Source organism: Acidocella aluminiidurans, assembly GCF_055383125.1.
Genome location: NZ_AP031589.1, coordinates 1058558 through 1083656, shown reverse-complemented (window position 1 = coordinate 1083656; position 25099 = coordinate 1058558). Strand labels below are relative to the sequence as shown.

26 protein-coding genes are annotated in these 25099 nt (G+C 64.8%); 16 read left to right on the top strand and 10 right to left on the bottom strand.

Annotated elements, in window-relative coordinates; genetic code table 11:
• Positions 1-15 precede the first annotated feature (15 nt).
• From murG to eno, 9 genes are all read left to right on the top strand, one after another.
• The gene (gene murG, locus ACZ46S_RS05560; RefSeq protein ID WP_464064263.1) at positions 16-1110 is read left to right on the top strand and encodes an undecaprenyldiphospho-muramoylpentapeptide beta-N-acetylglucosaminyltransferase; all 1095 of its coding nucleotides are present in this window, start codon (positions 16-18) and stop codon (positions 1108-1110) included.
• Positions 1107-2543, top strand: a complete 1437-nt coding sequence (murC, locus tag ACZ46S_RS05555; protein WP_295743260.1) for a UDP-N-acetylmuramate--L-alanine ligase — start codon at positions 1107-1109, stop codon at positions 2541-2543. Before murG ends, murC begins: the two co-directional genes overlap by 4 nt.
• Positions 2540-3433, top strand: coding sequence for a UDP-N-acetylmuramate dehydrogenase (murB, locus tag ACZ46S_RS05550; RefSeq protein WP_464063671.1), 894 nt, complete (start codon positions 2540-2542; stop codon positions 3431-3433). The genes murC and murB overlap by 4 nt, the downstream gene beginning before the upstream one ends.
• Positions 3433-4335: a D-alanine--D-alanine ligase gene (locus tag ACZ46S_RS05545; protein WP_464064262.1), complete on the top strand. Its 903-nt coding sequence runs from the start codon at positions 3433-3435 to the stop codon at positions 4333-4335. Before murB ends, ACZ46S_RS05545 begins: the two co-directional genes overlap by 1 nt.
• On the top strand, positions 4323-5330 hold the full coding sequence (locus tag ACZ46S_RS05540; RefSeq protein ID WP_464063670.1) for a cell division protein FtsQ/DivIB: 1008 nt from the start codon (positions 4323-4325) through the stop codon (positions 5328-5330). Before ACZ46S_RS05545 ends, ACZ46S_RS05540 begins: the two co-directional genes overlap by 13 nt.
• A complete protein-coding gene (gene ftsA / locus ACZ46S_RS05535) occupies positions 5327-6634 on the top strand; it encodes a cell division protein FtsA (protein WP_464063669.1) in 1308 nt (435 codons plus the stop codon). The genes ACZ46S_RS05540 and ftsA overlap by 4 nt, the downstream gene beginning before the upstream one ends.
• Positions 6635-6682: 48 nt before the next feature.
• Positions 6683-8146 carry a cell division protein FtsZ gene (gene ftsZ, locus ACZ46S_RS05530; RefSeq protein ID WP_464063668.1) on the top strand — a complete coding sequence of 488 codons (1464 nt, stop codon included), beginning with the start codon at positions 6683-6685 and terminating at the stop codon, positions 8144-8146.
• A 318-nt stretch (positions 8147-8464) separates the two neighbouring features.
• Positions 8465-9373, top strand: a complete 909-nt coding sequence (lpxC, locus tag ACZ46S_RS05525; RefSeq protein WP_464063667.1) for a UDP-3-O-acyl-N-acetylglucosamine deacetylase — start codon at positions 8465-8467, stop codon at positions 9371-9373.
• Between the two features lie 86 nt (positions 9374-9459).
• The gene (gene eno, locus ACZ46S_RS05520) at positions 9460-10737 is read left to right on the top strand and encodes a phosphopyruvate hydratase (RefSeq protein WP_464063666.1); all 1278 of its coding nucleotides are present in this window, start codon (positions 9460-9462) and stop codon (positions 10735-10737) included.
• 157 nt (positions 10738-10894) lie between these two features.
• On the opposite strand, the gene ACZ46S_RS05515 is transcribed toward eno, so the two are convergent.
• On the bottom strand, positions 10895-11674 hold the full coding sequence (locus tag ACZ46S_RS05515; protein WP_295745723.1) for a tetratricopeptide repeat protein: 780 nt from the start codon (positions 11672-11674) through the stop codon (positions 10895-10897).
• A 233-nt stretch (positions 11675-11907) separates the two neighbouring features.
• Here ACZ46S_RS05515 and ACZ46S_RS05510 point away from each other — a divergent pair, with 233 nt between their 5' ends.
• The 5 genes from ACZ46S_RS05510 (at position 11908) to ACZ46S_RS05490 (ending at position 15711) form a co-directional block, all read left to right on the top strand.
• On the top strand, positions 11908-12420 hold the full coding sequence (locus ACZ46S_RS05510) for a type III secretion system chaperone family protein (protein WP_295745720.1): 513 nt from the start codon (positions 11908-11910) through the stop codon (positions 12418-12420).
• A gap of 46 nt (positions 12421-12466) precedes the next feature.
• Complete coding sequence (gene proC, locus ACZ46S_RS05505; RefSeq protein WP_464063665.1) at positions 12467-13273, top strand: pyrroline-5-carboxylate reductase; 807 nt, start codon at positions 12467-12469, stop codon at positions 13271-13273.
• Between the two features lie 60 nt (positions 13274-13333).
• Positions 13334-14266 (top strand): ribose-phosphate pyrophosphokinase, encoded by a 933-nt coding sequence (locus tag ACZ46S_RS05500; protein WP_008493533.1) that lies wholly within the window; start codon positions 13334-13336, stop codon positions 14264-14266.
• A gap of 258 nt (positions 14267-14524) precedes the next feature.
• Positions 14525-15142: a glutathione S-transferase family protein gene (locus tag ACZ46S_RS05495; protein WP_464063664.1), complete on the top strand. Its 618-nt coding sequence runs from the start codon at positions 14525-14527 to the stop codon at positions 15140-15142.
• Between the two features lie 2 nt (positions 15143-15144).
• Positions 15145-15711 (top strand): histidine phosphatase family protein, encoded by a 567-nt coding sequence (locus tag ACZ46S_RS05490; RefSeq protein WP_464063663.1) that lies wholly within the window; start codon positions 15145-15147, stop codon positions 15709-15711.
• A gap of 267 nt (positions 15712-15978) precedes the next feature.
• On the opposite strand, the gene ACZ46S_RS05485 is transcribed toward ACZ46S_RS05490, so the two are convergent.
• The 8 genes from ACZ46S_RS05485 to ACZ46S_RS05450 form a co-directional block, all read right to left on the bottom strand.
• The gene (locus ACZ46S_RS05485) at positions 15979-16788 is read right to left on the bottom strand and encodes an exodeoxyribonuclease III (protein ID WP_464063662.1); all 810 of its coding nucleotides are present in this window, start codon (positions 16786-16788) and stop codon (positions 15979-15981) included.
• 31 nt (positions 16789-16819) lie between these two features.
• Positions 16820-17380: a LolA family protein gene (locus ACZ46S_RS05480; protein WP_295744308.1), complete on the bottom strand. Its 561-nt coding sequence runs from the start codon at positions 17378-17380 to the stop codon at positions 16820-16822.
• Between the two features lie 88 nt (positions 17381-17468).
• The gene (locus ACZ46S_RS05475; RefSeq protein WP_295744305.1) at positions 17469-17849 is read right to left on the bottom strand and encodes a MarR family transcriptional regulator; all 381 of its coding nucleotides are present in this window, start codon (positions 17847-17849) and stop codon (positions 17469-17471) included.
• A 362-nt stretch (positions 17850-18211) separates the two neighbouring features.
• Positions 18212-19618 carry a leucyl aminopeptidase family protein gene (locus ACZ46S_RS05470; protein ID WP_464063661.1) on the bottom strand — a complete coding sequence of 469 codons (1407 nt, stop codon included), beginning with the start codon at positions 19616-19618 and terminating at the stop codon, positions 18212-18214.
• 159 nt (positions 19619-19777) lie between these two features.
• A complete protein-coding gene (locus ACZ46S_RS05465; protein ID WP_295744299.1) occupies positions 19778-20026 on the bottom strand; it encodes a cold shock domain-containing protein in 249 nt (82 codons plus the stop codon).
• A gap of 196 nt (positions 20027-20222) precedes the next feature.
• Complete coding sequence (locus tag ACZ46S_RS05460; protein WP_026439467.1) at positions 20223-20672, bottom strand: GcrA family cell cycle regulator; 450 nt, start codon at positions 20670-20672, stop codon at positions 20223-20225.
• A 114-nt stretch (positions 20673-20786) separates the two neighbouring features.
• Positions 20787-21308, bottom strand: coding sequence for an SH3 domain-containing protein (locus tag ACZ46S_RS05455; RefSeq protein ID WP_295744293.1), 522 nt, complete (start codon positions 21306-21308; stop codon positions 20787-20789).
• Positions 21290-22045: a HesA/MoeB/ThiF family protein gene (locus tag ACZ46S_RS05450; RefSeq protein ID WP_464063660.1), complete on the bottom strand. Its 756-nt coding sequence runs from the start codon at positions 22043-22045 to the stop codon at positions 21290-21292. Before ACZ46S_RS05450 ends, ACZ46S_RS05455 begins: the two co-directional genes overlap by 19 nt.
• 136 nt (positions 22046-22181) lie before the next feature.
• Here ACZ46S_RS05450 and ACZ46S_RS05445 point away from each other — a divergent pair, with 136 nt between their 5' ends.
• Positions 22182-23597 (top strand): NAD(P)H-dependent flavin oxidoreductase, encoded by a 1416-nt coding sequence (locus ACZ46S_RS05445; RefSeq protein WP_464063659.1) that lies wholly within the window; start codon positions 22182-22184, stop codon positions 23595-23597.
• Positions 23598-23753: 156 nt separating this feature from the next.
• A complete protein-coding gene (locus ACZ46S_RS05440; protein ID WP_295744285.1) occupies positions 23754-24296 on the top strand; it encodes an NADPH-dependent FMN reductase in 543 nt (180 codons plus the stop codon).
• On the opposite strand, the gene ACZ46S_RS05435 is transcribed toward ACZ46S_RS05440, so the two are convergent.
• On the bottom strand, positions 24297-25079 hold the full coding sequence (locus ACZ46S_RS05435; RefSeq protein WP_464063658.1) for an AraC family transcriptional regulator: 783 nt from the start codon (positions 25077-25079) through the stop codon (positions 24297-24299). It abuts the gene before it with no gap.
• Positions 25080-25099: the final 20 nt, after the last annotated feature.

Below are 25099 nucleotides of genomic sequence, written 5' to 3'. Positions count from 1 at the left end.
GCGGCGATCCCCGCGATGAGCGGCCCCATCGTCATCGCCGCCGGTGGCACTGGCGGGCATTTCTTCCCGGCCGAGGCGCTGGCGGCGGAGCTGATCGCGCGCGGCGAGCGCGTGGTGCTGATGACCGATGCGCGCTCCGGCGGGCTCAACTCCCCGGTATTCGCGCAGACGGAAAAACACGTGCTCTCCGGCGCGGGCCTCGCCGGGCGTGGCGTGCAGCGCGCGGCGAAAGCCGCGCTGGCGCTGGCGCAAGGCGTGGTGCAGGCGCGCGGCATCATGAGCGGCCTGCGCCCTGCCGCCGTGGTGGCCTTCGGCGGCTACCCCTCGGTGCCGCCGGTGCTCGCCGCCGCCTCGCTCGGCGGCAAAAAACCCTTGGTGGTGCTGCATGAACAAAACGGCGTGCTCGGCCGCGCCAACCGTTTCCTGTCTCGCTTCGCCAACATCCTGGCGCTGAATTTCGCCAACACCACGCGTCTGCCGGGCAGGATCGAAACCATCGCGGTCGGCAACCCGGTCCGCCCGGCCGTCGCCGCGCTGTCAGGGCAGGGCTACACCCCGCCCAGTGAGGTGATCGCCTTGCTGGTGCTCGGCGGCTCTCTGGGGGCGAAAATCTTCTCCACCCTCGTCCCCGAAGCTCTGACGATGCTCCCGGAAGCGCTGCGCGCCCGCCTGCACGTGACCCAGCAAGTCCGCAAGGATGATCTGGAAACCGTGCGCGCCGCCTACGAAGCCGCCGGCATCGATGCCGAGCTCTCCCCCTTCTTCGCGGATGTCGCCGCCTTGCTGGCGCGCGCGCATCTCGTCATCTCGCGTGCCGGCGCCTCCAGCGTCGCGGAAATCGCCGTCGCCGGGCGGCCTGCCATCTTCATCCCGCTGCCCGGCGCCATTGACGACCACCAGCGCGCCAATGCCGACGCCCTGGCCGCCTTCGGCGCCGCTTTGCGGCTGGACCAAAACGGTCTCACCCCCGCCATCCTTGCTGAAAAGATCGAGACTTTATTGATGAATCCTGAGAGTTTGGTGAAGGCCGCGGACGCCGCCGCGCAGTTGGGGCAGCCGCAAGCGGCCGCCAGGCTGGCGGATCTGGTGCAGGAAAGGATGGCGGCATGAGAGCGCTTCCGCTTTCCATCGGGCCGATCCATTTCGTCGGCATTGGCGGCATCGGCATGTCCGGCATCGCCGAGGTGCTGCATGAGCTGGGCTACCAGGTGCAGGGCTCGGATCTCTCGGAGAACGCCAATGTGCAGCGCCTGCGCGCCGCCGGCATCCAGGTCGCCGTCGGCCATGACGCGAAAAACCTTGGGGCCGCCCAGGTCGTTGTTATTTCCACCGCCGTGCCGAAGGATAACCCGGAAGTTCTCGCGGCGCGGGCCAAGCTCATCCCGGTGGTGCGCCGCGCGGAAATGCTGGCGGAGCTGATGCGGCTGAAATGGGCCGTCGCCATCGGCGGCACCCATGGCAAAACCACCACCACCTCACTGGTCGCCGCGGTTTTGGAAGGGGCGGGGTTTGATCCGACCGTGATCAATGGCGGCATCATCAATGCCTACGGCTCCAACACCCGCCTTGGCTCCGGCGACTGGATGGTGGTGGAGGCCGATGAGTCCGACGGCTCCTTCCTGCGCCTGCCCGCCGTCATCACCATCGTCACCAACATGGACCCGGAACATCTGGACCATTGGGGCAGCAAAGAGGCGATGGAAGCCGGCTACCGCCAATTCGTCGCCAATATTCCCTTCTATGGCTTCGCGGTGCTTTGCATCGACCATCCCGCCGTGCAGCAGATGATCCCGGCTCTGTCCGATCATCGTGTCATCACCTACGGTTTCTCGCCGCAGGCGGATGTGCGCGCCGAGCGCATCATCTCCTCCAAGGACGGCGCCACCTTCGAGGTGCGGATCTCCGACCGTATCACCGGCCGCGCCCGGCGTGCCGGCCCCTTCAAGCTGCCGATGCTGGGCAACCACAATGTCCAGAACGCCCTCGCCGCCATCACCGTGGCGCTGGAGATGGAGGTGGACGAGCAGAACATCAGAGCCGCCTTGGCGAATTTCGCCGGCGTGAAGCGCCGCTTTACCAAAACCGGCGAGGCTGGCGGCATCACCGTGATCGATGATTACGGCCATCATCCGGTGGAAATCGCCGCGGTGTTGAAGGCCGCCCGCCAGGCCGGCGCGCGCGATGTCATCGCCGTGGTGCAGCCGCACCGTTTCTCGCGCCTGCAAAGCCTGTTCGAGGAATTCTGCGCCTGCATGAATGATGCCGGCACCGTCATCGTCGCGGATGTGTACGCGGCTGGCGAACAGCCGATCGAGGGTGTGGACAAGGACGCGCTGGTCGAAGGGCTGCGCGCGCGCGGCCACCGCTCGGTGGTGGCGATGGCCGACCCCGCGCATCTGCCCGAGATGGTGCACGCCATCGCCCGCCATGGCGACTACGTGGTTTGCCTGGGTGCCGGCAGCATCACCCAATGGGCGGCCGCCTTGCCGCATCAGCTGAATGATCTGCAGGCCCAGGCCCGGGCGGCGGGGGCGCGTCGATGATGGCGAGCACGATCCCGGCCACGCGCGGACGCTTGAAGGAAGCCGAGCCCCTGGCGCCGATGACGTGGTTTCGCGTCGGCGGCCCGGCCGAATTCCTGCTGCGCCCCGCGGATGTCCAGGATCTGTGCGATTTCATGGCGCAATTGCCGTTGGAAATGCCGGTCACCGTGATCGGCGCCGCCTCCAACCTGATCGTGCGCGATGGCGGCATCAACGGCGTCGTCATCAAACTCGCGCGCGGCTTCGGCGAAGTCGAAATCGAGGCCGACGGTATTATCGCGGGCGCGGCGGCGCTCGATATCACCGTCTCTGAACATGCCGCCTCTGCCGGCCTCAGCGGCCTGGAATTTCTCTCTGGCATTCCGGGCACCATTGGCGGCGCGGTGGCGATGAATGCCGGCGCCTATGGCGGCGACATGGCCGGGGTGCTGGACTGGGTGGAGATCGTCACCCGTGCCGGCGCGCTGCGGCGCCTGGGCGTGCAGGAGCTGGGCCTCACCTACCGTCATTCCAACTTGCCCGCCGATGCGGTGGTGGTGCGCGCCCGGCTGCGCGCGCAGCCGGGCGAGGCCGCGCTGATCGCCGCGCGCATGGCCGAAATCAAAACCAAGCGCGAAGCCACCCAGCCGGTCCGCGCCCGCACCGGCGGCTCCACCTTCGCCAACCCGGAAGGCCAGAAAGCCTGGGAGCTGGTGGATGGGGCAGGGTGCCGGGGCCTGACCATCGGCAACGCCCAGGTCTCGGACTTGCACTGCAATTTCCTGCTCAATCTTGGTGGCGCCACCGCCGCCGAGCTGGAGGGGCTGGGCGAGGAAGTGCGCAGGCGCGTGCTGGAGAAATCCGGCATTTCGCTGCGCTGGGAAATCAAACGAATTGGAGTGCCGGCGTGATGCGTGTGGCGGTGTTGATGGGGGGCATGTCCTCCGAGCGCGAAGTATCCCTGAACACCGGGGCGCAGGTTTCCGGCGCGCTGCGCAAGGCGGGGTTCGAGGTCACGGAAATCATCGTCGGCGAGGATCTCGAAGCCTTGCTGAAAGCGCTGAAGCCCAAGCCCGATGTCGTCTTCAACGCGCTGCATGGGCGTTTTGGCGAGGATGGCACCATCCAGGGCATTCTGGATTATATCGGCCTGCCCTACACCCATTCCGGCGTGCGCGCCTCGGCTTTGGCCATGGACAAGGCCGCCGCCAAAGCCGCCTTCGCCGCCGCCGGCCTGCCGATCGCCGCGCATAAAATCATCGAAATCGAGGAGCTGCTGGAGCACGACCCGCTGCCGCGCCCCTACGTGGTGAAGCCGGTGAATGAGGGCTCCTCCGTCGGCGTGTCCATCGTCAAGGCCGGTGATAATCGCCGCGCGGAAATCGTCTCTGCCTGGCATTTCGGTGCGGCGATGGTGGAGGAATATATCCCGGGCCGCGAACTCACCGTCGGTGTGCTGGAAGACCGCGCGCTGGTGGTCACGGAAATTCTGCCGACTGAGAAATTTTACGATTACCACGCCAAATATGCCGCCGGCGGCTCCCGCCACGTGCTGCCGGCGCAGGTGCCCGAAAATATCGCGCAATCCGCCAAGCAGATCGCCGTGGCGGCGCATAAGGCGCTGGGTTGCCGCGGCGCCTCGCGCGCGGATCTGCGCTATGACGAGGAGACCGGTAGGCTGATCCTGCTGGAGGTGAACACCCAGCCGGGCATGACCGCAACCTCGTTGCTGCCGGAACAGGCGGCGCATCAGGGCATGGATTTCCCGGCTCTGTGCAGCTGGCTGGTGGAGAGGGCCGCATGCCGCGTGTAGAAACGCTGGAACGCCCCTTGGCCCCCACGCCGCGCCCGCGGCGCAACAGCCCGCGCGGCAAGAAGGCGCCGCCGCAGGATAGGCTCAGCCCGCGCGTGCTGTTCTTCCGCCGGGTGAAACGCAGCCTGAAGCCGGGCCTGTGGATCATGGGCGGCGTCGCGGTGCTGGTCGTCGGCGCCGAGCTGGTGCGCAGCCTGCCCAGTGCCCCGCACCATGCCGCGGCCGAGGCGCCTGCCGAAATCACCCAGGCCCCGCCTGCGGCACCCGCGCGCGTGGTACAGCCCGGCCTGCTCGCTGATGCGCTGGCCGGCATCGGGTTTCGCATCGGCGCGGTGCAGGTGAACGGCGCTGTCACCACCGATCATGCCGCGCTGATGCAGGCCATCGGCGTGAAGGATGGTGATCCCACCTTCGGCTTTTCCCTCGCCGCGATTCAGCAGCGGGTGCAGGCGCTGGGCCCGGTGCAGAGTGCCACGGTCGAGCGCATCCTGCCCGGCACGTTGGTGGTGAACGTCACTGAGCGCGATGTCTATGCCATCTGGCAGAGCGTGCAGAACGGCAAGGTGGTGTTCCAGCTCATCGACAAGAAGGGCAACGTGATTCAGGACCAGGACGCGGCGGCGGCGAAGCATCGCCAGCCCGGCCTGCTGCTGCTCTCCGGCCCTGGCGCGCCGCAGCAGGCCGCCAAGCTGATTCCGGAATTGCAAGCCGTGCCCAGCGTGTTGTCGCATGTCGCCGCGGCGGAATGGGTGGATGGGCTGCGCTGGAACCTGATCCTTAAGAACCAGACGGTGGTGAAGCTGCCGGCCGAGCATGAGGCGGATGCGCTCTCCCAGCTCGCCGGTCTGCAAAGCTCCATGCAGCTGCTGGATCGTCCGGTCGAGGCGATCGATCTGCGCCAGGATGGGCGGCTGGTCGTGCGCCCCTACGCCACCCCGACATCCGACGTGTCGAAGAAAAAGAACAAGCCTGACGCTCGCCAGGAGGGACAATGAACAACATGACGCGCCGCGCCGCCCGGTTGGAAAACAAGCCCGCCCTGCCTGAGGAGTTGCCGCGCGGCCGGACGGTGAAATCCGGCCCCTTCGGGGTTTTGGATATCGGCTCCACCAAGGTCGCCTGCTTGATCGGCCGGGCCGAGGCGGATGGAAGGCTGCGCGCGCTGGGCTTTGGCTGGCAGCAGAGCCGGGGCATCAAGGCCGGCGGCATCGTCGATCTCGACCAGGCCGAGCGCACCATCCGCGCCGCCGTCGGCGCGGCGGAGGATATGGCGGATCAGCGGCTGAAATCCGTCTATGTCAATCTCTCTTGCGGCCAGCCGGAATCGCGTTTGTTCAACGTGCAATGGCCGGTCGATGGGCGGGCGGTGAACAGCGACGATATTCGCCGCGTGGTGCGCGAGGCCCGCACCCGCGCCTCCACCGAAGGCCGCGTCACCATCCATGCGCTGCCGCTGAATTTCTCCGCCGACGAAACCCCCGGTGTCACCGACCCGCGCGGCCTGTTCTGCGACACGCTCACCGCGCAGCTGCATGTGGTGGATGCCAGCTCCACCGCGCTGCGCACGCTGCAAGCCTGTCTCTCGCGCTGCGAGCTGGATATCGCGGCCCTGGTCTCCGCCCCCTACGCGGCGGGGCTGGCGGCCCTGGTGCGCGATGAGCGCGAGCTCGGCGCCACCATCATCGATATGGGCGGCGGCACCACCACCATGGCGGTGTTCTTTGAAGGCCAGGTGGTGCACACCGCGCAGATCCCGGTTGGCGGCAATCACGTCACCGCCGATATCGCGATGGGGCTTTCCACACCCCTTGCCCATGCGGAACGTCTCAAGGCGCTGCACGGCAATTGCCATCCTTCGCCGGACGATGCGCGGGAATTGCTGCCCGTACCTTCCGTCGGCGAGGCTGAGCATCAGATCGCGCAGGTCCCGCGCTCGCATCTGATCTCCTGCATCAAGCCGCGACTCGAGGAGATTTTCGAGCTGGTGAAAGACCGACTCGAGACCGCCGGGCTGGGCCGCGCCGGCAATGGCCGGGTCGTGCTCACCGGCGGCGCCTCGCAGCTTGGCGGTGTGCGTGATCTGGCCTCGCAAATTCTGGAACGCCCGGTGCGCCAGGGGCATCCGGCCAGCGTCATCGGCCTGGCCGATGCCGCGGGCGCGCCGAATTTCGCCACCCTCGTCGGCCTGCTCGCCTTCGCCACCGGCGATGGTCAGACCATGCAGGACATCAATTTTGAAGCCCAGCGCAGCGCCGGTTGGTTCGGCAGCTTCGTCGATTTTTTGAAAAATCGCGTTTGACAGAGAATCGACGGGTTCTTTAGCGGTATTGTTCGAGGAGAGAGAGTCATGGTCCTACATTTGTCAGTCGATAAGCCCACGCATACGGATTTCACACCCCGGATCACCGTGTTCGGCGTCGGCGGCGGCGGCTGTAATGCCGTCAACAACATGATTCAGATGAATCTCCCCGGCGTGGAATTCGTCGTCGCCAACACCGATGCGCAGCAGCTGCAGCGCTCGCTGGCGGAGAAGCGCATCCAGCTCGGCCCGCACCTCACCCAGGGCAACGGCGCGGGCGGCCGTCCGGATATCGGCAAGCTCTCCGCCGACGAGGCCGCCGATGAGCTGGCCCGGCATCTTGAAAACACCCATATGGTGTTCATCACCGCCGGCATGGGCGGTGGCACCGGCACCGGCGCGGCGCCCGTGATTGCGCGCATGGCGCGCGAGCGGGACATCCTCACCGTCGGCGTCGTCACCAAGCCGTTCGCGTTTGAAGGCAAGCGCCGCATGCGCTCCGCCGAGGAAGGCATCATCGAGATGCAGGCCTACGTGGATACGCTGATCGTGATTCCGAACCAGAATCTCTTCAAGGTCGCGAATGAGCGCACCGGCTGGAAAGAAGCGTTCGAGATGGCCGACAACGTGCTCTATATGGGCGTGCGCGGCGTGACCGACCTGATGGTGATGCCCGGCATCGTCAATCTGGACTTCGCGGATGTGCGTTCCGTGATGCGCGAGATGGGCAAGGCAATGATGGGCACCGGCGAGGCCGAGGGCGAGGATCGCGCGATCCGCGCCGCCGAAGCCGCGATCAGCAACCCGCTGCTGGAAGACACCAACATGCGCGGCGCGCGTGGCCTGCTGATCAACATCACCGGCGGCTCCGATGTCACGCTGTTCGAAATCGACCAGGCGGCCAATCGCGTCAGCGAAGAGGTTGATACCGACGCCAACATCATGTTCGGCATGTCGCTGGACGAGACGATGTCCGGCAAGGTGCGCGTCTCCGTGGTCGCCACCGGCATCGATTCCGCCCCGGTCGCTTTGCCGAATTTGAAAGTCGTCAACGGCAGCGCCGAGAATAACAATTTCGTGCAGGCGGTTGCCTCGCAGAACGCCGCCCAGCAGGGCTCCGGCCGCCCGGCCGGCTATGTGCCGGAACCGCCGGCCGCGCCGCTGGTCTCCAAGGCTTTCGTCGAGCAGCGCCCGCATGAAGTCGCCCCGGCGCATGTCGAAGCGCATATGGAACCGGCCCCGGCACCGCGCCCGGCAGCCCCCATGCGCCCCGCCATGGCGCCCGCCCCGGCGCCGGTGCGGGCCCCTGAGCCGCCCAAGCCCACCTCCATCTTCAAATCCGTGTTCGGGTTCGGCGCCAGCAAGGCGCCCGCCCCGGCGCCGCAGCCCCAGCACCGCCAGGAACCGGCGATGCGCGCTGACGAGCATGAGCAGCCCCGCGCCGCCGTGCGCCCGGCGCAGATGGATGAGGTCGGTCTGGAAATTCCCGCCTTCCTGCGCCGCAACCAGTAAGGCGCTAGCCGGCCAGGCGGCCTCTCTCTCTCCCCGCCGAAAAACCCCCGGACAGATTGTCCGGGGGTTTTTTATGGCCGGTGCGGATCGCGTTCGTGACGCAAGCAGAGCCTGAGTGCGGCCCGTGAACAAGCCGAAAACAATCTGAGGCGGCGTGCCACAATCATTTGTTGCGCTCTGTAACTTCATTTAAAATCAGATGCTTATGGCGAAATAATCAGAAATAATGATTTATTGGCTGCAATGCAGCGAGACGCGTAATTTAGAGCCTGGTTAATGGACAGGATTTCAATGTCGTCTTTGCGTGACAGATACAGCATGATCCAGCTCGACGCTGCCGCCCGCCGCACCCTGAAGGCGCCGATTTCGGCGGTGGGTCGTGGGCTGCATAGCGGCGCGGATGTGCGCCTCACGCTGCGTCCGGCGGCGCTGAATGCCGGCATCGTCTTCCGCCGGACCGATCTCGAACGCGATATCCCGGCGAAATTCGACAATGTCACCGATACCCGCCTCTGCACCCTGATCTCGCACGGCGATGCCAAGATCGGCACCATCGAGCATCTGATGGCGGCATTGGCCGCCGCCGGGGTGGATGACCTCATCGTCGAGGTGGATGCGCCGGAACTGCCGGTGTTCGACGGCTCCGCCGCGCCCTTCCTGTTCCTGATCGAGAGCGCCGGTGTCATCGAGCATGGCGGTGCCCGCCCGGTGCTGGAAATTCTGCGCCCGGTGCGCGTCGAACAGAACGGCGCTTTCGCCGAGCTGCGCCCGCATGCGGATGGCGGCACCGGCTTCGATATCTCCCTCTCCATCGAATTCGCCGCCCGCGCCATCGGCGCCCAGGCTTACCACTTCAACCTTTCCACCGCCGGCTTCGCGGAGGAGATCGCCCGTGCGCGCACCTTCACCCAGCGCGGCGAGATCGAGGCGCTGCGCCAGGCCGGACTCGCCCGTGGCGGTTCGCTCGCCAATGCGGTGGTGGTGGATGACGACAAGATCATGAATCCCGAGGGGCTGCGCTACGCGGATGAGTTCGTGCGCCACAAGCTGCTGGATGTGATCGGCGACCTCTATCTCGCCGGCGCGCCCATCTCCGGGCGTTTCATCGGCAGCCGCACCGGCCATGCGCTGAACAACCAGCTGCTGCGGGCGGTTTATGCGGATCAGGCGAATTACCGCCTGGCCACCGGCGCGCTGGAAGCGCCGCTGCAGCTCACCGCGGCTTAAACCGCCAAGTTTTCTGGCCTGCTTCGCCTTCTTGCATCGCGGCAAGGGCTGGTTTACCTCGCCAGGGCAAACCAAAGGAGCCGTCCATGACCGCCATTGCCGACATTGTCGCCCGCGAAATCCTTGATAGCCGTGGCAACCCGACCGTCGAGGTCGATGTGCTGCTGGAATCCGGCGCCTTTGGCCGCGCCGCCGTGCCCTCCGGCGCCTCCACCGGCGCGCATGAGGCCGTCGAGCTGCGCGATGGCGACAAGTCCCGCTATAACGGCAAGGGCGTGCTGAAAGCCGTCGCCGCCGTCGAGGGCGAAATCCTGGACGCCATCGGCGGGCTGGATGCCGAGGACCAGATCGGCATCGATAATATCCTGATCGATCTGGACGGCACCCCGAACAAGGCCCGCCTCGGCGCCAACGCCATTCTCGGCGTCTCCCTGGCCCTGGCCAAGGCCGCCGCGGTGGATAACGGCCTGCCGCTCTATCGCTATATCGGCGGCGTCTCCGCCCGCACCTTGCCGGTGCCGATGATGAACATCGTCAATGGCGGCCAGCATGCGGACAACCCGATCGACATCCAGGAATTCATGATCCAGCCGGTCGGCGCCTCCTCCATCGCCGAAGCCGTGCGCATCGGCGCGGAAATCTTCCACACGCTGAAGAAGCAGCTGCACGATGCCGGCCACAACACCAATGTCGGCGATGAGGGCGGCTTCGCGCCGAACCTGAAATCCGCCGACGAGGCGCTGGGCTTCATCGCCAAATCCGTCGAGAAGGCCGGCTACAAGCTGGGTGAGGACATCACCTTCGCGATGGATTGCGCCTCCACCGAATTCTTCAAGAACGGCATTTACGATCTCGAAGGCGAGGGCAAGAGGCTCGATGCCGGCCAGTTCGTCGATTACCTGGCCGATCTCTGCACCCGCTACCCGATCGCCTCGATCGAGGATGGCTGCTCCGAGGATGATTGGGAGGGCTGGAAGCTGCTCACCGAGCGTCTCGGCGGCAAGATCCAGCTGGTCGGCGACGATCTGTTCGTCACCAACCCGGAGCGCCTGACCCGCGGCATCGCCGCCGGCGTGGGCAACTCCATCCTGGTCAAGGTCAACCAGATCGGCACCCTGACCGAGACGCTGGAAGCGGTCGAAATCGCCCATCGCGCCGGCTACACCGCCGTCATGTCCCACCGCTCCGGCGAGACCGAGGACGCGACCATCGCCGACCTCGCGGTTGCCACCAATTGCGGCCAGATCAAAACCGGCTCGCTGGCCCGTTCGGACCGTATGGCGAAGTATAACCAGCTCATCCGCATCGAGGCGGAGCTGGGCGGCACCGGCCGGTATTACGGGCCGATGATGCGTCGGGTTTAAGGTAAAAGAAAAACCCGCTTTTTAAAAAAAGCGGGACCAAAAACTTTTGCCACTTGGCGTCGTCGATGTGGCTGCATGGGAAGCCTAGGCAACCCATGCGGTGTGGTTTCGCGGCCAGAAAGAAGAAGCGGCCTTTTTAAGGCCGCTTCTTCTTTTTTCACCAGCTGTTATTATTCAAATCATCGTCGCCGCTGCTGCCGTCATCCCAGCCGGGATTGCCCATCAGCCCGTCATCCTGGCTCTGGCCGAAATCCTGCTGCGGCTGCGCTGCCTGGGCCTCATGCCCGCCCATCATGCCATCCACAATCCGCTCACCGGCCGCAAACCCCGCACCGGCGGCAAGCCCGGAGACGATGGAGCTGCCAAGCCCGCCGCCCATGCCGCCCGCCGGACCATAGCCGCCAGGCCCATACGGGCCGGGGCCGCCTTGCGGATAATTATTATAAGGCATGTTCGGATTGCCCGGGAACGGGCGGTAAACCTGCTGCCGGCGGAAGCCGGAGACCAGGCGCAGCACCACGAACAGCAGGATCAACCCGCCAATCACCAACATCACCATGCTGACACCTCCATGATGGCGCTCCCCCGCCGGCGCGGCGGATAAGCCGTTATTGATATGCGCCCGCAGCGCGGAAACCTTCTGCGCATTGGCGAAGGGCAGGCCCGGCGCGTACTGGTCGGCCTTGGCCAGCGCCTGCGCGGCGGCGTTTTCATTGCCGCGCGAATCCTGCGCCTCGGCCAGCAGATACCAGGCGGTGCCGCTATCCGGGTGCGTGTTCAGCACGGATTTCAGCTGGCTGATCGCCTGGCCGCTCTGGCCGTTATCGATCATCGTCTGGATCTGACGCGGGCTCGCATCCTGCGCGAAGGCGGGCAGGGCAGGGGCCAGCATCAACCCGCTGGCAAGCGCCAAGAGGGGAAGAGAGAATTTGCTCATATCAGGAGTCCTTGAGGCATCCGGCCTGTCATATGGGTATCTCTAGCATAATAATCCATTGCGGCGGATTGGTGACAGCCAGGCGAAACAATCTTTAAGGACGGAATATTAATGTACGCGGCGCACAAAACCCCATAAAATCCGAGTCGTGGGGAGAAACTCTGCGCGGGACGCCAAGCTCTTTTGCCAGTATCGTCTCACCCGGTTTTCATGGTGACAAGGAGGTTCCTTGCATGACCGCTCTGGCCTACGCCAATGATGACGACGTAACCAACGTTGCCAACCCGCTCGACCTGGTGGAACAGGTCATCTCAGCAAATGAATGGATCTTCGACCGCCGCTCCGAGTCCGACCTCGCCGCCGAGGCCCAGGGCAAATGGTGCGATTACGGGCTGTATTTCTGCTGGTCGGATGAGATTTCCGTCATGCATGTCTCCGCCGCCTTCGATATGAAGGCGCCGCCCAAGCAGCGCGGCGCCCTTTATGAGCTGCTGGCTAAGGCCAATGAGCGGCTCTGGATCGGCCATTTCGGCATGGATGAGGAGACCGGCATGCCGGTCTACCGCCACGCCATGCTGCTGCGCGGCACCCCCAGCGCCGCCTCGGAATCGATCGAGGACCTGATCGATATCGCCATCAGCGAGTGCGAGCGCTTCTTCCCCGCCTTCCAATTCGTGATCTGGGGCGGCAAGAGCGCGGATGAGGCGCTGGAGGCGGCCATGCTGGAATGTGTCGGCGAGGCCTGAGCCGCCCGCCGTTTTCAATACGCAGCCAATGGGTTAGAGCGGTTGCATGACCGCTCTTCCCTCCCTTCTGCTCATCGGCGGCGGCCGCATGGGCAGCGCCATGCTCGCCGGTTGGCGTGAGCAGGGCCTCTCCCGCGCTTTCATTGTCGACCCGTCCGAGGGCGCCAAGGCCTTGGCCGGGCCGGAGGTCACCGTGCTGGCGGATGCCGCCCAGCTCCCGGCGGATTTCGCGCCGGAAGCGGTGATTCTGGCGGTGAAGCCGCAAATGGCCGCCGCGGCGCTGCCCGCCTACGCGAGATTCGCGGAAACGGCGCTGTTCATCTCCATCATGGCCGGCAAAACCGCCCAGGGCGTGGCGGCATTGCTCGGCGGCGCCAAATCCGTGGTCCGCGCCATGCCCAACACCCCGGCCGCCGTGCGCCAGGGCATCACCGTGGCCTTCCCCGGTGCCGGCGTCTCGCTTGCGCAGCGTGATCTCACCACCCGGCTGCTGGAAGCCGTCGGCCAGGTCGCCTGGGTTGAGGATGAGGGCGCGCTGGACGCCGTCACCGCCATTTCCGGCGGCGGGCCGGCCTATGTCTTCCTTTTGACCGAATTGCTGGAACAGGCCGGGCTGGATCAGGGACTCCCGCCCGATCTCGCCCGCATCATGGCCCGCCAGACCGTGATCGGCTCCGCCAGCCTGCTCGCCGCCTCCTCCGAAACCCCGGAAGCGCTACGTGTGGCTGTAACCTCCCCCGGCGGCACCACCGCCGAGGCGCTGAAACTGTTGCGCGCGGATGACGCTCTGCCAAAAATATTCAGGGAAGCCATCCAGGCCGCCACGGATCGCTCCCGCGCCCTCTCGGCTTAATTTACTTTAAGGCCCCTGGTTGCTACACCGCGCGCGAGTTGAATTCGGGGATCACCGCGCATGAAGATCGTAGCCTGCAACAGCAACCGCCCCCTGGCCGAGGCTGTCGCCGCCGGTTTGAACCTGCCGCTGGCGAAAGCCTCCGTCCGGCGCTTCGCGGACATGGAAGTGTTCGTCGAAATCCATGAGAATGTCCGGGGTGAGGATGTCTTCGTCATCCAATCCACCTCCTACCCGACCAATGACAATCTGATGGAATTGCTGATCACCTGCGATGCGCTGCGCCGCGGCTCGGCCCGGCGCATCACCCCGGTGATCCCGTATTTCGGCTATGCCCGCCAGGACCGCAAATCCGGCCCGCGCACGCCGATCTCCGCCAAGCTGGTCGCCAATCTGATCACCGAGGCCGGCGCCAGCCGCGTGCTGACCATGGATCTGCATGCCGGCCAGATCCAGGGCTTTTTCGACATCCCGGTCGATAACCTTCCCGCCGCCCCGCTTTTCTCCCGCGATATCGAGGAGCGTTTCGCCGGCCGCACCCCGATGATCGTCTCCCCTGATGTCGGCGGCGTGCTGCGCGCCCGCATCATCGCCCGCCGCTTGAATACCGACCTCGCCATCATCGATAAGCGCCGCGAGCGGGCCGGCGTCTCCGAGGTGATGAACATCATCGGCGAGGTTGAGGGGCGCGACTGCATCCTGGTCGACGATATCGTCGATTCCGGCGGCACCTTGTGCAACGCCGCCGAGGCGCTGCTGGCCAATGGCGCCAAATCGGTCGAGGTCTATGTGACCCATGGCGTGCTCTCCGGCGGCGCCGTAGCCCGCATCGCCGCCTCGCCGATCGAGATGCTGACCATCACCGACTCGATCATGGCGACCGAGGCGGTGCGTCTGGCGCATAATATCCGTCAGCTCTCCGTCGCCCAGCTGCTGGCCGAGGCGATGCGCCGCATCTCCACCGAAAGCTCGGTCTCCTCGCTGTTCGACTGAGCGCCCGCGTCTTCGTTAAGAGGCTGTTTCAAAAGTCGCTATGGTGAGTCGCCAAGTGGTGATTTGCGAGCACCGGAGCGCAGCGTACTTAAGGTACGTGAGCACCGGAGCGCAGCAAATCGCCGCTTGGCGGCCGCCAGAGTGGCTTTTCAAACAGCCTCTTAAAAAGCCGCGTCCGGCCCCAGGCTGGACGCGGTTTTTTATTGCCCTAAACTCCCCCGGCGGCGGCCACAGGGCCGCGATTTGCTGGGAGCCACCATGAAACTCTTTTATTCCCCGAATGCCTGCTCGCTTGGCATCCATGTGATCCTGGAGGAGATCGGCAAGCCGTTCGAGCTGATGAAGGTCGATCTCGCCTCCGGGGCGCAATATAAGGAGCCCTTTATCTCGCTGAACCCGAAATCCAAGGTGCCGGCTCTGGGGCTGGCGGATGGCGGCGTGATCACCGAATGGCCGGCCGTGGCCTGGTATCTGGCGAAGACCAACCCTGAAGCGCATCTGCTGCCCACCAGCCTGGAAGGCGAGGTGAAGGCGCTGGAATTGCTGGATTACATGATCGCGACCGTGCATATGCGCGGCTTCACCCGCATCTTCCGCCCGGCGAACTTCACCCCGACCACGGCGGATGAACCCGCCGTGCAGCGCACCGGGCGCGAGATTGTGGAGGCCGGCTTCAAGCAACTGGCCCAGAGCCTCGGCGCCAAGGCCTATCTGCTGGGTGATTTCTCGATCGCCGATGCGGCCTTGTTCTACCTGACCCATTGGGGGGTCAACCGCGCCAAGATGACGCTGCCGCCGGCCCTCACATCGCATCTGGAGCGCATGCGCGCCCGCCCGGCCGTGCAGCGCGCCCTCGCCAGCGAGGGGTTGAGCTGAACATGGCCTTGCCGGCGCGGCCCTTCTGGTTCCTTCGCCATGGCGAGACCGACCTGAATGCCGCCCGGCTCGCCCAGGGTTCGGGTATCGATGCGGGCTTGAATGCCACCGGCCGGGCCCAGGCGGAGCGCGTCGGCCCGTTGCTGGCGGGGCAGGAGATCACCGCCATCATCGCCTCGCCCCTGCAGCGCGCCCGCCAGACGGCGGAGATCATCAATGAATTCCTGCGCCTGCCGCTCAGCATCGAGCCGGATCTGCGCGAGGTCGCCTTCGGCAGCATGGAAGGCCAACCCTTGCTGCCCTGGTTTCCGGACTGGCTGGAAGGCCGCGTCACGCCGGACGGGGCGGAAAGCTTCGTCCTGCTCACCCGGCGCGTCGAGGCGGCGTTAAGGCGAATCCTGCCAAACCAGCAGGGGCCGGTGCTGCTGGTGGCGCATGGCGGCGTGTTCCGGGCCATGCGCGAACTCATGGGACTGCCCAAGGAGGGGCGCACCGCGCACGCACTTCCGATTTTTTGTGACCATACCGGCGAAGGCTGGCAGGCCAGCAGCCCCGATCTGAGGATTTAGCCGGTCAGGGCGGCGATGCCGATCCCGAGCAGCAGCGCCACCATCATGATGGCCGGCGGCGGCATGAAGCCTTTCATGTCAAACACTCCTTCACCGTCATGCGAGACCGGCCACGCCAAGCTCTGTTCCAACGGCCGGCAGCCTATGACGGATTTTTAATGAAACCGCACGCGCGGTTTCATCCAGGGAGCCATGCGCAACTTATGCCATGGCTCACCCTTGTATGTTGGGCTGCGCCCGACATGGATCAACCCTCCCGGGCGGGCCTCAGATCCGGTCAAGATCCAATGTCAGCGCCACCGGCACATGGTCGGAAGGCTGCGCCCAGTTGCGGGCCTCGCGCAGAATCTGGTGGCGGCTCAAGGCCGGTTTCAAATCCGGCGTCACCCATACATGATCCAGCCGGCGGCCACGGTTGGAGGCTTCCCAATCGCGGTTGCGATAGGACCACCAGGTATATAATTTCTGGTCCTCCGGCACGAAATGCCGGATCGCGTCGTAGAAGCCCTGCGCCCGCCAGCCATTCAAGGCCGCCACCTCCACCGGGGTGTGACTAACAACCTCCAGCAGCTGCTTATGGCTCCAAACATCATGTTCGAGCGGCGCGATGTTGAGATCGCCGACCAAAATCGCCCGTTGCGGCGGATAAGCGGAAAAATGCCCGGTGGTTTCAGCCAGAAAATCAAGTTTGTGGGCGAATTTCTCGTTCGTCGCGCGGTCCGGCACATCGCCGCCGGCGGGAACGTAGAAATTATGGATTGTTAGCGGCCCGTTTGGCGTGGCAAGGCTGGCCGAGAGATGCCGGCAATCGCTTTTATTGCACCAATCCGGCGTGTTTTCCGCAAGCGTCAACGGCAGACGTGAAAATATGGCGACGCCATTGTAGCTTTTCATGCCGCGCTTCAGCAGATGCGGAAATCCAATCTCCGCCGCGATCGCCTCCGGAAACAGCTCGTCAGGAACCTTGGTTTCCTGCAGGCAGATCACGTCAGGTTGCAATTGAGCGACGAGCTGATGCAGATGCGCCTGGCGCAGCCGCAGGGAATTGATGTTCCAGGTGGCGATGGTGAGGGTCATGGGCGATCTCTACAGGCTTTTCACCGCCTGCCTATCCCCCGACCGTGCTGGGCCCGGAGGATGGATTATATTGGAAGAGCGAATCCGGAAACGGCCCGCCCGGCGCGATATCGTAGAGATGCACGCTGGTCTGTTTGCCTTGCGCATCGGTGACGATCCAGGATTGCAGCTCCAGCGGGTCGGTTGCGAAGCTCAATGTCAGCGTGCCGGCGGCTTCCTTGCCCTTGCGGACGAGGGAAATATTTACCTGCCCCGGCTGGCGGTTGATGGCGGTGACATAGACCCCCGCGGATTCAAGATTGACATGCGGGGCCAGCAAAATGCCAAGCGGGGTGGCGCTGAGCGGGATATTGGTGGTCTGCCCGAGGGCGGGGTCGTGATAGACCAGCAGGCCGAAGCCGGCGACGAGCAGTTGCGGGTCGGGCGGGTCATAGGCGAAGCGCATCTTGCCGGGGCGCTGCAACCAGGCCTTGCCGGTGCGCGTCGCGCCATCAGCCGCAACCTGCAGGAAATTCGCGGTGAGCCCCTTCTGGGCGTTCAGATAGGCCTCGATCTGGGCGATAAGGGTCTTATCCGCCGGAGTGAGGGCCAAGGGTGCTGCCTGGGCGGCCAATGGCCATCCGAGCAGCAACCCTGAACATGCAGCCGCCAGCCCAAGGGCCTGGCGGCGGGACAGACGATCAGCTCGCCGCGCGGCGGCTGGCGGCCTCGGTTTTATTCGCAGAGAAAGCATCGCTCATAATATGGCGCGTCTCACGCAGAAAAGCAGCCCCCTTGACGGTGCGCTGCACCAGCACCGAGCGGCGGTCGGAGGGGTCGACCTTGCGGCGGACGAAATCGAGTTCGGTCAGCCGGTCGAGCGCGCGGGTGATCGCCGGCTTGGAGACGTTCAGCTCCTGCGCCAGGCCGCGCACGGTATGGCCGCCTTCGTTCAGGTAGCAGGTGAGAAAAACGCCGAGCTGACGCGCGGAAAGATCCACGCCATCACGGCGAACCAAGGATACGACCGTATCTCGCAGGATGCCCACGAGCTGATCGGAAGACAGTTGAGCGGATGCCATTTTATAACTCCAAGGGAACAGGCTCAGAAAAAACGTTTCAGTCAGAGGATTTCACGGAAGCCGTTTCTCGAGTGAACCGTTAGTACACAATATTATAGGTATATACAAAATCTCTTCAATATGATTACGAAAAATTCTTTGTCCGTATCACTAACATACTGAAAAGACGTAATGATCTCTTTGCGGACAAACGATTTTTTTGTAACGAAGTTTGTTGGTTTTATGAAAACCGAAAATTCTCTCTATATTTCTTAAATTTTACGTTTTGATAAGACAATGTGCAAACTGGTTTGTGCGCATCCTATTTTATCGATTCGCGACCGGGATCAAAAATAAGACCCGGTCGACGCTTTTTTCGGACGTCACATGGCGTGGGGGTGGCTCAGCCCCTCGATCGCCGCAAGCAAGGCCTGCAGAGTTTGCGCCTCTCCGCCTTCCGGCTTTCCCGGTCTGGTTGAATCGTTCCACGCATAAGTGTCGATGTGCGCCCAAAGCGTGTTTTTTGAAATGAAATGTTGCAGGAACAATGCGGCGGTTACCGCGCCGGCCATCGGCTTTGAAGAGATGTTGCATAAATCCGCATAAGGGGTCTCCAGCCAGGCGGCATAAGGCGCGTGCAGCGGCAGGCGCCAGAGCGGATCGTTCTCGATGAGTCCAGATTCAAGAATCGTTTGGGCCAGCGTCTCGTCATTGCTGAACAGCGCCGGCAGATCCGGCCCCAGCGCCACGCGCGCGGCGCCGGTGAGGGTGGCGGCGTCGATCAGCCAGTGCGGCTGCGCCGCGCAGGCCTCATGCAGCAGGTCGCACAGCACCAGCCGTCCTTCCGCATCCGTATCGCCGACTTCGACGCTGATCCCGGCCCGGGTGCGCAGAATATCGGAGGGGCGCATGGCATGGCCGGAGACGCTGTTCTCCACGCAGCCCAGCCGCAGCTCCAGCCGGATCGGCAGATCCAGCGCCATGATCGCGCTGGCCAGACCCAGCATGATCGCCGCCCCGCCCATATCCTTGCGCATCAGCCGCATCGAGCCGCCGGGCTTGAGGTTGTAGCCGCCCGTATCGAAACAAACCCCCTTGCCGCAGAGCGAGACCAGCTTCGCCTCCGCCCCCGCCTGGCTGCCCTGCCAGCGCAGCACCACCACGACAGGGGCGCGCGCGGACCCGGCACCCACCGCCGCCACGGTCGGGTAATTGGCTTCCAGCGCCGCGCCGGTGATCGCTTGCGCATCGGCGCCGAAATGCTGCGCCACATCCAGCGCCGCCTGCGCCAGCTCGGCGGGCCCGAGCAGGTTGGGCGGCGTGTTGATCAGCTCGCGGGCCAGCATCATGCTGCCGGCCAGAATGCGCGCGCGTGGCTGAACCTGGGCCAGCTGGGCGAAATCGGCCTGGCGGGCGCGCTGCGTCTGGTAGCGATAGGCGCCGAGCAGAAACGCCCGCTCCGCCCGCTCAGGATCGAACCCGCCGGGCTCGATATGCCACAGGCTGCCGGCAGGCAGGGCGGCGGCGGCGGCGCCGAAGCCAATGGTCTCCGGCGCGTTACCCAGCCCGAGCAAGGCCCCGGCCGGCTCGCCTTGCGCATCCGCGTAAAGCAGCACGCGCCCGGCCTCGCCGGTGAAGCCAAGCAGCCTGGCCTGCGCGGCGGCATCCGGAAGGGCGGCCAGGCATGCGGCCAGCCCCTCCGGGCGTACCGCGTACAAGGGCAGAGACGGGCCGGGCACATGCGCCAGGCCGGAGGGATGGTCGAGAAATTGTAAAGGGGAATATGTCATGCCGGCATGCTAGCGCCGGGGCGGGGGGCCTGTCATCGCGGCAAAGGCACGCGTAGCGCGTAAAGGCGCTGCCCAGAGATCAAACCGGGCGCGCTGGTGCCAGCGCCCCCGGGTCGCGAGAGATCAGCGCAAGGATGGGCGGGCGACCCCGCCCATCATTCAGTGCAGCCGTTCGATCCCGATGGCGGCAACGCGGCCCTCGCGCTGCTGCAGAACGAAGCGCACCCGCTCGCCCTCATTCAGCTTGCGCAGGCCGGCATGCTGCACGGCGCTGATATGAACGAAAATATCGTTCCCGCCCTCATCCGGGGCGATGAAGCCATAGCCTTTGCCGGGGTTGAACCATCTCACCACGCCGGTCTGCGGCTCAGCCTGCGAAGAGGATTGGGTGTCTTGCATCGTTTCCATGTGGCGCCTTTCTTTGCCCAGTTTTATTTGCCCGTTCTTTTGGGCTTGGGTCATTTCGCCGGATCGCTCCGGACGAAACGGAATTTAAGCGCATTTGCCAGGATCGATCAATTCCAAAGTTTTTGCTGCATTGCAGCGGGTTTTTGAAACGACAACGCCGCCGGCCAGCTGCCGGCGGCGTAACGTTCGCAAGATTTCAGGCCACGTCTTCGCGTTTGTCGCGCACGCGGACATAGGCGATGGCGGCGTGGTCCTCGCAATAGGGCTTCCCCGACACGGCCGCGGCATTACAAAAGTGAAAACTCGGTTTGCCGGGCTCGCCGATCGGCCAGCAGCACGGGGTGGCGCGGGGCTGCTGCGGCTTGGGTGCGGGCATGATCGCGCGCAGCACCGGCACGGGCTGGCTCACCGAGGCGGAGAGCGGCGGCAGGGTCGGGCCCTGGGTGCGCTTGGGCGCCACCGGGCGCGGCGCGGTCTCGCCGGTGGAACGGCGGATCGGCGAGGGGCGGGCCGGCAGATTGAGCCGATGCGCCTTGCCGACCACGGCATTCTTGGAAATATTCAGCCGCCGGCCGATCTCCGCGGTCGACAAACCCTCGGCCCACAAACTCCGCAGCCGCGCGATGCTGTCGTCTGTCCACTCCATTTTGTGGGCCTCCATGCTGTGACTACTACATACAGTAGAGGCTGCGAGGGGGCGTAGCAATCTCTTGTGACGTTTTCACGAGTCCTTTTCTGTGGAAAACTCAAACTCGCCAGCTCAGGGCTTCACATCCTCGCCCGGAAAGGCGCCCCAGAAATCGCTGCGGGCCAGATAGCCGGTCTCATATTTGGTGGCAGCCTTGCAGTAATCGCTGGTGGGCGTGCAGCGCAGCAACGCCCCGGATACGCCCTGGGCGAGATAGGCGACCACACTCGCCCCCGCGCTGGGGCCGCTGCGCAAGGCGGCCTTGTCGGCGGTGATATAGAAGCCGCGCTTGGCGCGGATGGTCGCCTCATGCACCCAGCCAGTGCCGCCATCCGGCGCCAGAATCTGCCGCCAGACATTGAATTCGCCGATGATCTCCACCGGCAGCCCGGCGCGCTGATAGACCCAGTTCACCGGATATTGAAAGCCCGGCCCGGCGCGCACATTCACCTCGTCCGAGCGCAGCGAGACAAAGCGCGGCACCGGCAGGCCGGTATTGCTGCCCTTGCCAGGGCCAGGGCCGGTGCCAGGGTCAGGGGCGGCGGCGCAGAGCAGCGGGGCCAACAGCAGCAATGTCAGCCGCAAACGGGGCATTCCGGGTCCTTTCGTAACTTCACCTTGCGGAATTCCGCCGCCAGCGCGTCCCATACCAGCAAGAAGCCGGAAAGTGATTGGCCGATCCCGGTGATTTCCTTGATCACTTCGGTCGCCTGCAGCGTGCCCATCACCCCGGTCACCGCCCCCAGCACCCCGGCCTCGGAGCAGGGCGGCACCAGCCCCTCGGGCGGCGGCTCAGGGTAGAGGCAACGGTAACAGGGCCCGCCCGCATGCGGCTTGAAGGTTGAAATCTGCCCCTCAAAGCGCAGCACCGCGGCGGAAACCAGGGTTTTTCGCGCCGCCACGCAGGCATCGGCCACCAGAAACCGGCTGGTGAAATTATCGGTGCCATCGCAGATCAGATCGTAATCCCCGAGCAGCCGGCCGACATTCCGTGCATCGAGCTTTTCGCGATGCCGCACCACCCGCACCAGCGGGTTGATCCGCGCCAGCGACTCGGCGGCACTCTCCACCTTCGCCCGACCGAGATCCGCCACGCCATGCGCCACCTGGCGTTGCAGGTTGGAGAGCTCGACCACATCCGGGTCGACCAGCCCGATCGTGCCGATCCCCGCCGCCGCCAGATACAGCCCCAAAGGCGAGCCCAGCCCGCCAGCGCCGACGATCAGCACCTTCGCCGCCTTCAACCTGGCCTGGCCGGTGCCGCCCAGCTCGCGCAGCAGGATATGCCGCGAATAGCGCTGGATTTCCGCTTCCGTGAAATTTAAATCCATGAGCGGGCTTATATTATGCTTCCGCGCGCAGGGCCAAACGTGAGAGTCTTTCAAGCCCGCTATCAATCTGGTAATAACGGCGGATGCATATTGTGTTCCGGCGAGAGCACGTCCGGGTGATGAGGTTTTCTTAGAAATGACGGCGATTAACGCCATCCGCATGGGTGGCATGGATATTCTTCCCCTGGTCGAAGGCGGCAAGGGCGTTTCCGCGTCCAACGGCATCAGCGCCGGGCATTGGGCGCTGGCGGGCGGTGTCGGCACCTTTTCGGCGGTGAATGCCGATAGTTTCGACGAACAGGGCCGCGTCATCCCGCAGATCTATAAAGGCCGCACCCGCCGCGACCGGCATGAGGAGCTGATCCAGTTCGCCATCGAGGGCGGGGTGGAGCAGGCCAAGCGCGCCTGGGAGATTTCCGGCGGCAAGGGCCGCATCCACGCCAATATCCTGTGGGAGATGGGCGGGGCGGAGCGCGTCATCAACGGCATTCTGGAGCGCACCAAGGGCATCGTCAGCGGCATCACCTGCGGGGCGGGCATGCCCTACCGGCTGTCGGACATCGCCGCCAAGTTCCACGTGCATTATTACCCGATCGTCTCCTCCGGCCGCGCCTTCGCGGCGTTGTGGAAGCGCGCCTATTCCAAGGCGGCGGATTTGCTGGGCGGCGTGGTCTATGAGGATCCCTGGCTGGCCGGCGGCCATAACGGCCTCTCCAACTCCGAAGACCCGGAGAAGCCCGAGAGCCCCTATCCCCGCCTGGTCGCGCTGCGCAAGGTGATGCGCGAATTCGGCCTGCACGAAACCCCGATCATCATGGCCGGCGGCGTCTGGGCGCTGGATGAGTGGAAGGATTATATCAATAATCCGGAAATCGGGCCGATCGCCTTCCAGTTCGGCACCCGCCCGCTGCTGACCAAGGAAAGCCCGATCCCGCAGAGCTGGAAGGAGCGCCTGTTCAAGCTGAAGCCTGGGGATGTCTTCCTCAACCGCTTCTCGCCCACCGGCTTCTATTCCTCCGCCGTGAACAATGATTTCATGCGCGAGCTGCGCGCCCGCAGCGACCGTCAGGTCGCCTACAGCCCCGAGGCGGTGGGTGAGCATCTGGTGGAATATGGCGTCGGCGCGCGCAAGCGCCCGGTCTATCTCACCGCCCCGGATTATGCCCGCGCCAAGGCCTGGGAGGATGAAGGCTTCACCGAGGCGCTGCGCACCCCGGATTCGACGCTGATCTTCGTCGCGCCGGAGAAGGCGGCGGAAATTCATGAGGACCAGGTGGCCTGCATGGGCTGCCTCAGCCAGTGCCGCTTCTCCAACTGGTCCCAGCATGAGCCGAGCTTCGATAACGGCAAGAAAGCCGACCCGCGCAGCTTCTGCATTCAGAAGACGCTGCAGAACATCGCCCACGCGGCGGATGGTGACGAGGCGGCGATGGATAACAACCTGATGTTCGCCGGCCATAACGCCCATCGCTTCGGCTCGGACCCGTTCTATTCCAACGGCTTCATCCCCTCGGTGAAGCAGCTGGTGGAACGCCTCCTCACCGGCAAATAAAACAAAAAGCCGCTCCAACAGGGCGGCTTTTTTATTGCAGAAGTTTTTTGGTGCCGCTTTTTTTCAAAAAAGCGGCGAAGGAGGGCCGGGCGGATGCAACGTCGTCGTCACCGCCCCCAAAAACTTTCCACTCTCAGCGTCAAAAGGATGGGCACCATGAAAATTCTCGGCATCTCCGGCAGCCTGCGCACCGGCTCATGGAACAGCAGCGCGCTTCACGCCGCAGCAGAGCTGCTGCCCGACCACCATCTCGGCCTCGCCGAAATCGGCGACCTGCCGCTGATGAACCAGGATCTCGAAAAAGACGGCGGCTTTCCCGCCCCCGTCGAGCGCCTGCGCCAGGAGATTCGTGGCGCCGACGCCATTCTCTTCGCCACCCCGGAATATAACGCCTCCATCCCCGCGCCACTGAAAAACGCCATCGACTGGGGCTCGCGCGGCGGCAATGTCTGGGCCGGCAAGCCCGCCGCCATCATCGGCGTTTCACCGGGCGTGTTGGGCACCGCGCGCGGCCAGTACCCGCTGCGCCAGACTTTGGGCGTGCTCAACATGCATCTGCTCGGCCAGCCGGAGGTTTTCATCGGCGGCGCCACGGCGAAATTCCAGGACGGCAAACTCACTGACGAACCGACCCGCGCTTTCCTGGCGAAAATGCTGGAGGCGTTTATCGCGTTTGCGGCGAAGGTGAACCAGGCCTGATTACCCCGCCCCCCGCGCCAGATAATGGCGCGGCGGCACCCCCAGGCAACGCTTGAACATGGTGGTGAAGGCAGCCGGGTTGTCATAGCCCAGCTCCAGCGCCACGCTGGTCACGCTCTGCCCGGCGGCCAGCCGGGGCAGGGCGGCATGCAGGCAGGCCTGCTGGCGCCAGGCGGCGAAACTCAAACCCGTCTCGTGCCGGAACAGCCGGGTGAAACTGCGCCGGCTCACCCCCAAGGCCGCCGCCCAGCCCTCGATTGTCGCATGCGGCGTCGGCGCGCTCAAAAACCCCTGGCAGCGCGCCAGCAAAGCCGGGTGGCGCCCCGGCATCGGCAGGCCGAGCGGCAAGGCCGGCAGATGCTGCAGCTCATGCAGCAGCAGCCTCATCACCGCCCCGGCGCGGCTATCCTGGTCATACGCGGCCGGCAGCTCCAGCGCCTCGCGCATCAGCCCCTGCACGAAAGGCGGGATCGCCATCACCTGGCAATCGGCCGGCATGCCGGTGATCGCTTCCGGCTCCAGATACAGGCTGCGCATCTGCACCTGGCCCAGCATCCGCACCGCATGGTCGGTGCCCGCCGGCAGCCAGATGCCTTGCTGCGGCGGGATCATCCAGCTGCCGCCCTTGGTGGTGACAATCACCGTGCCCGCCGCGCCGAACAAAAGCTGGTGGCGCCGGTGGCGGTGCATGGGAACGGCAAACCCATCCACATAATCCGTGCCCAGCGCCAGTAAGGGACGCGCGACATCGTCAAGAATTTCAACCCGGCTATTCCAGACCATGGCCCACTCGCGTAAATTTT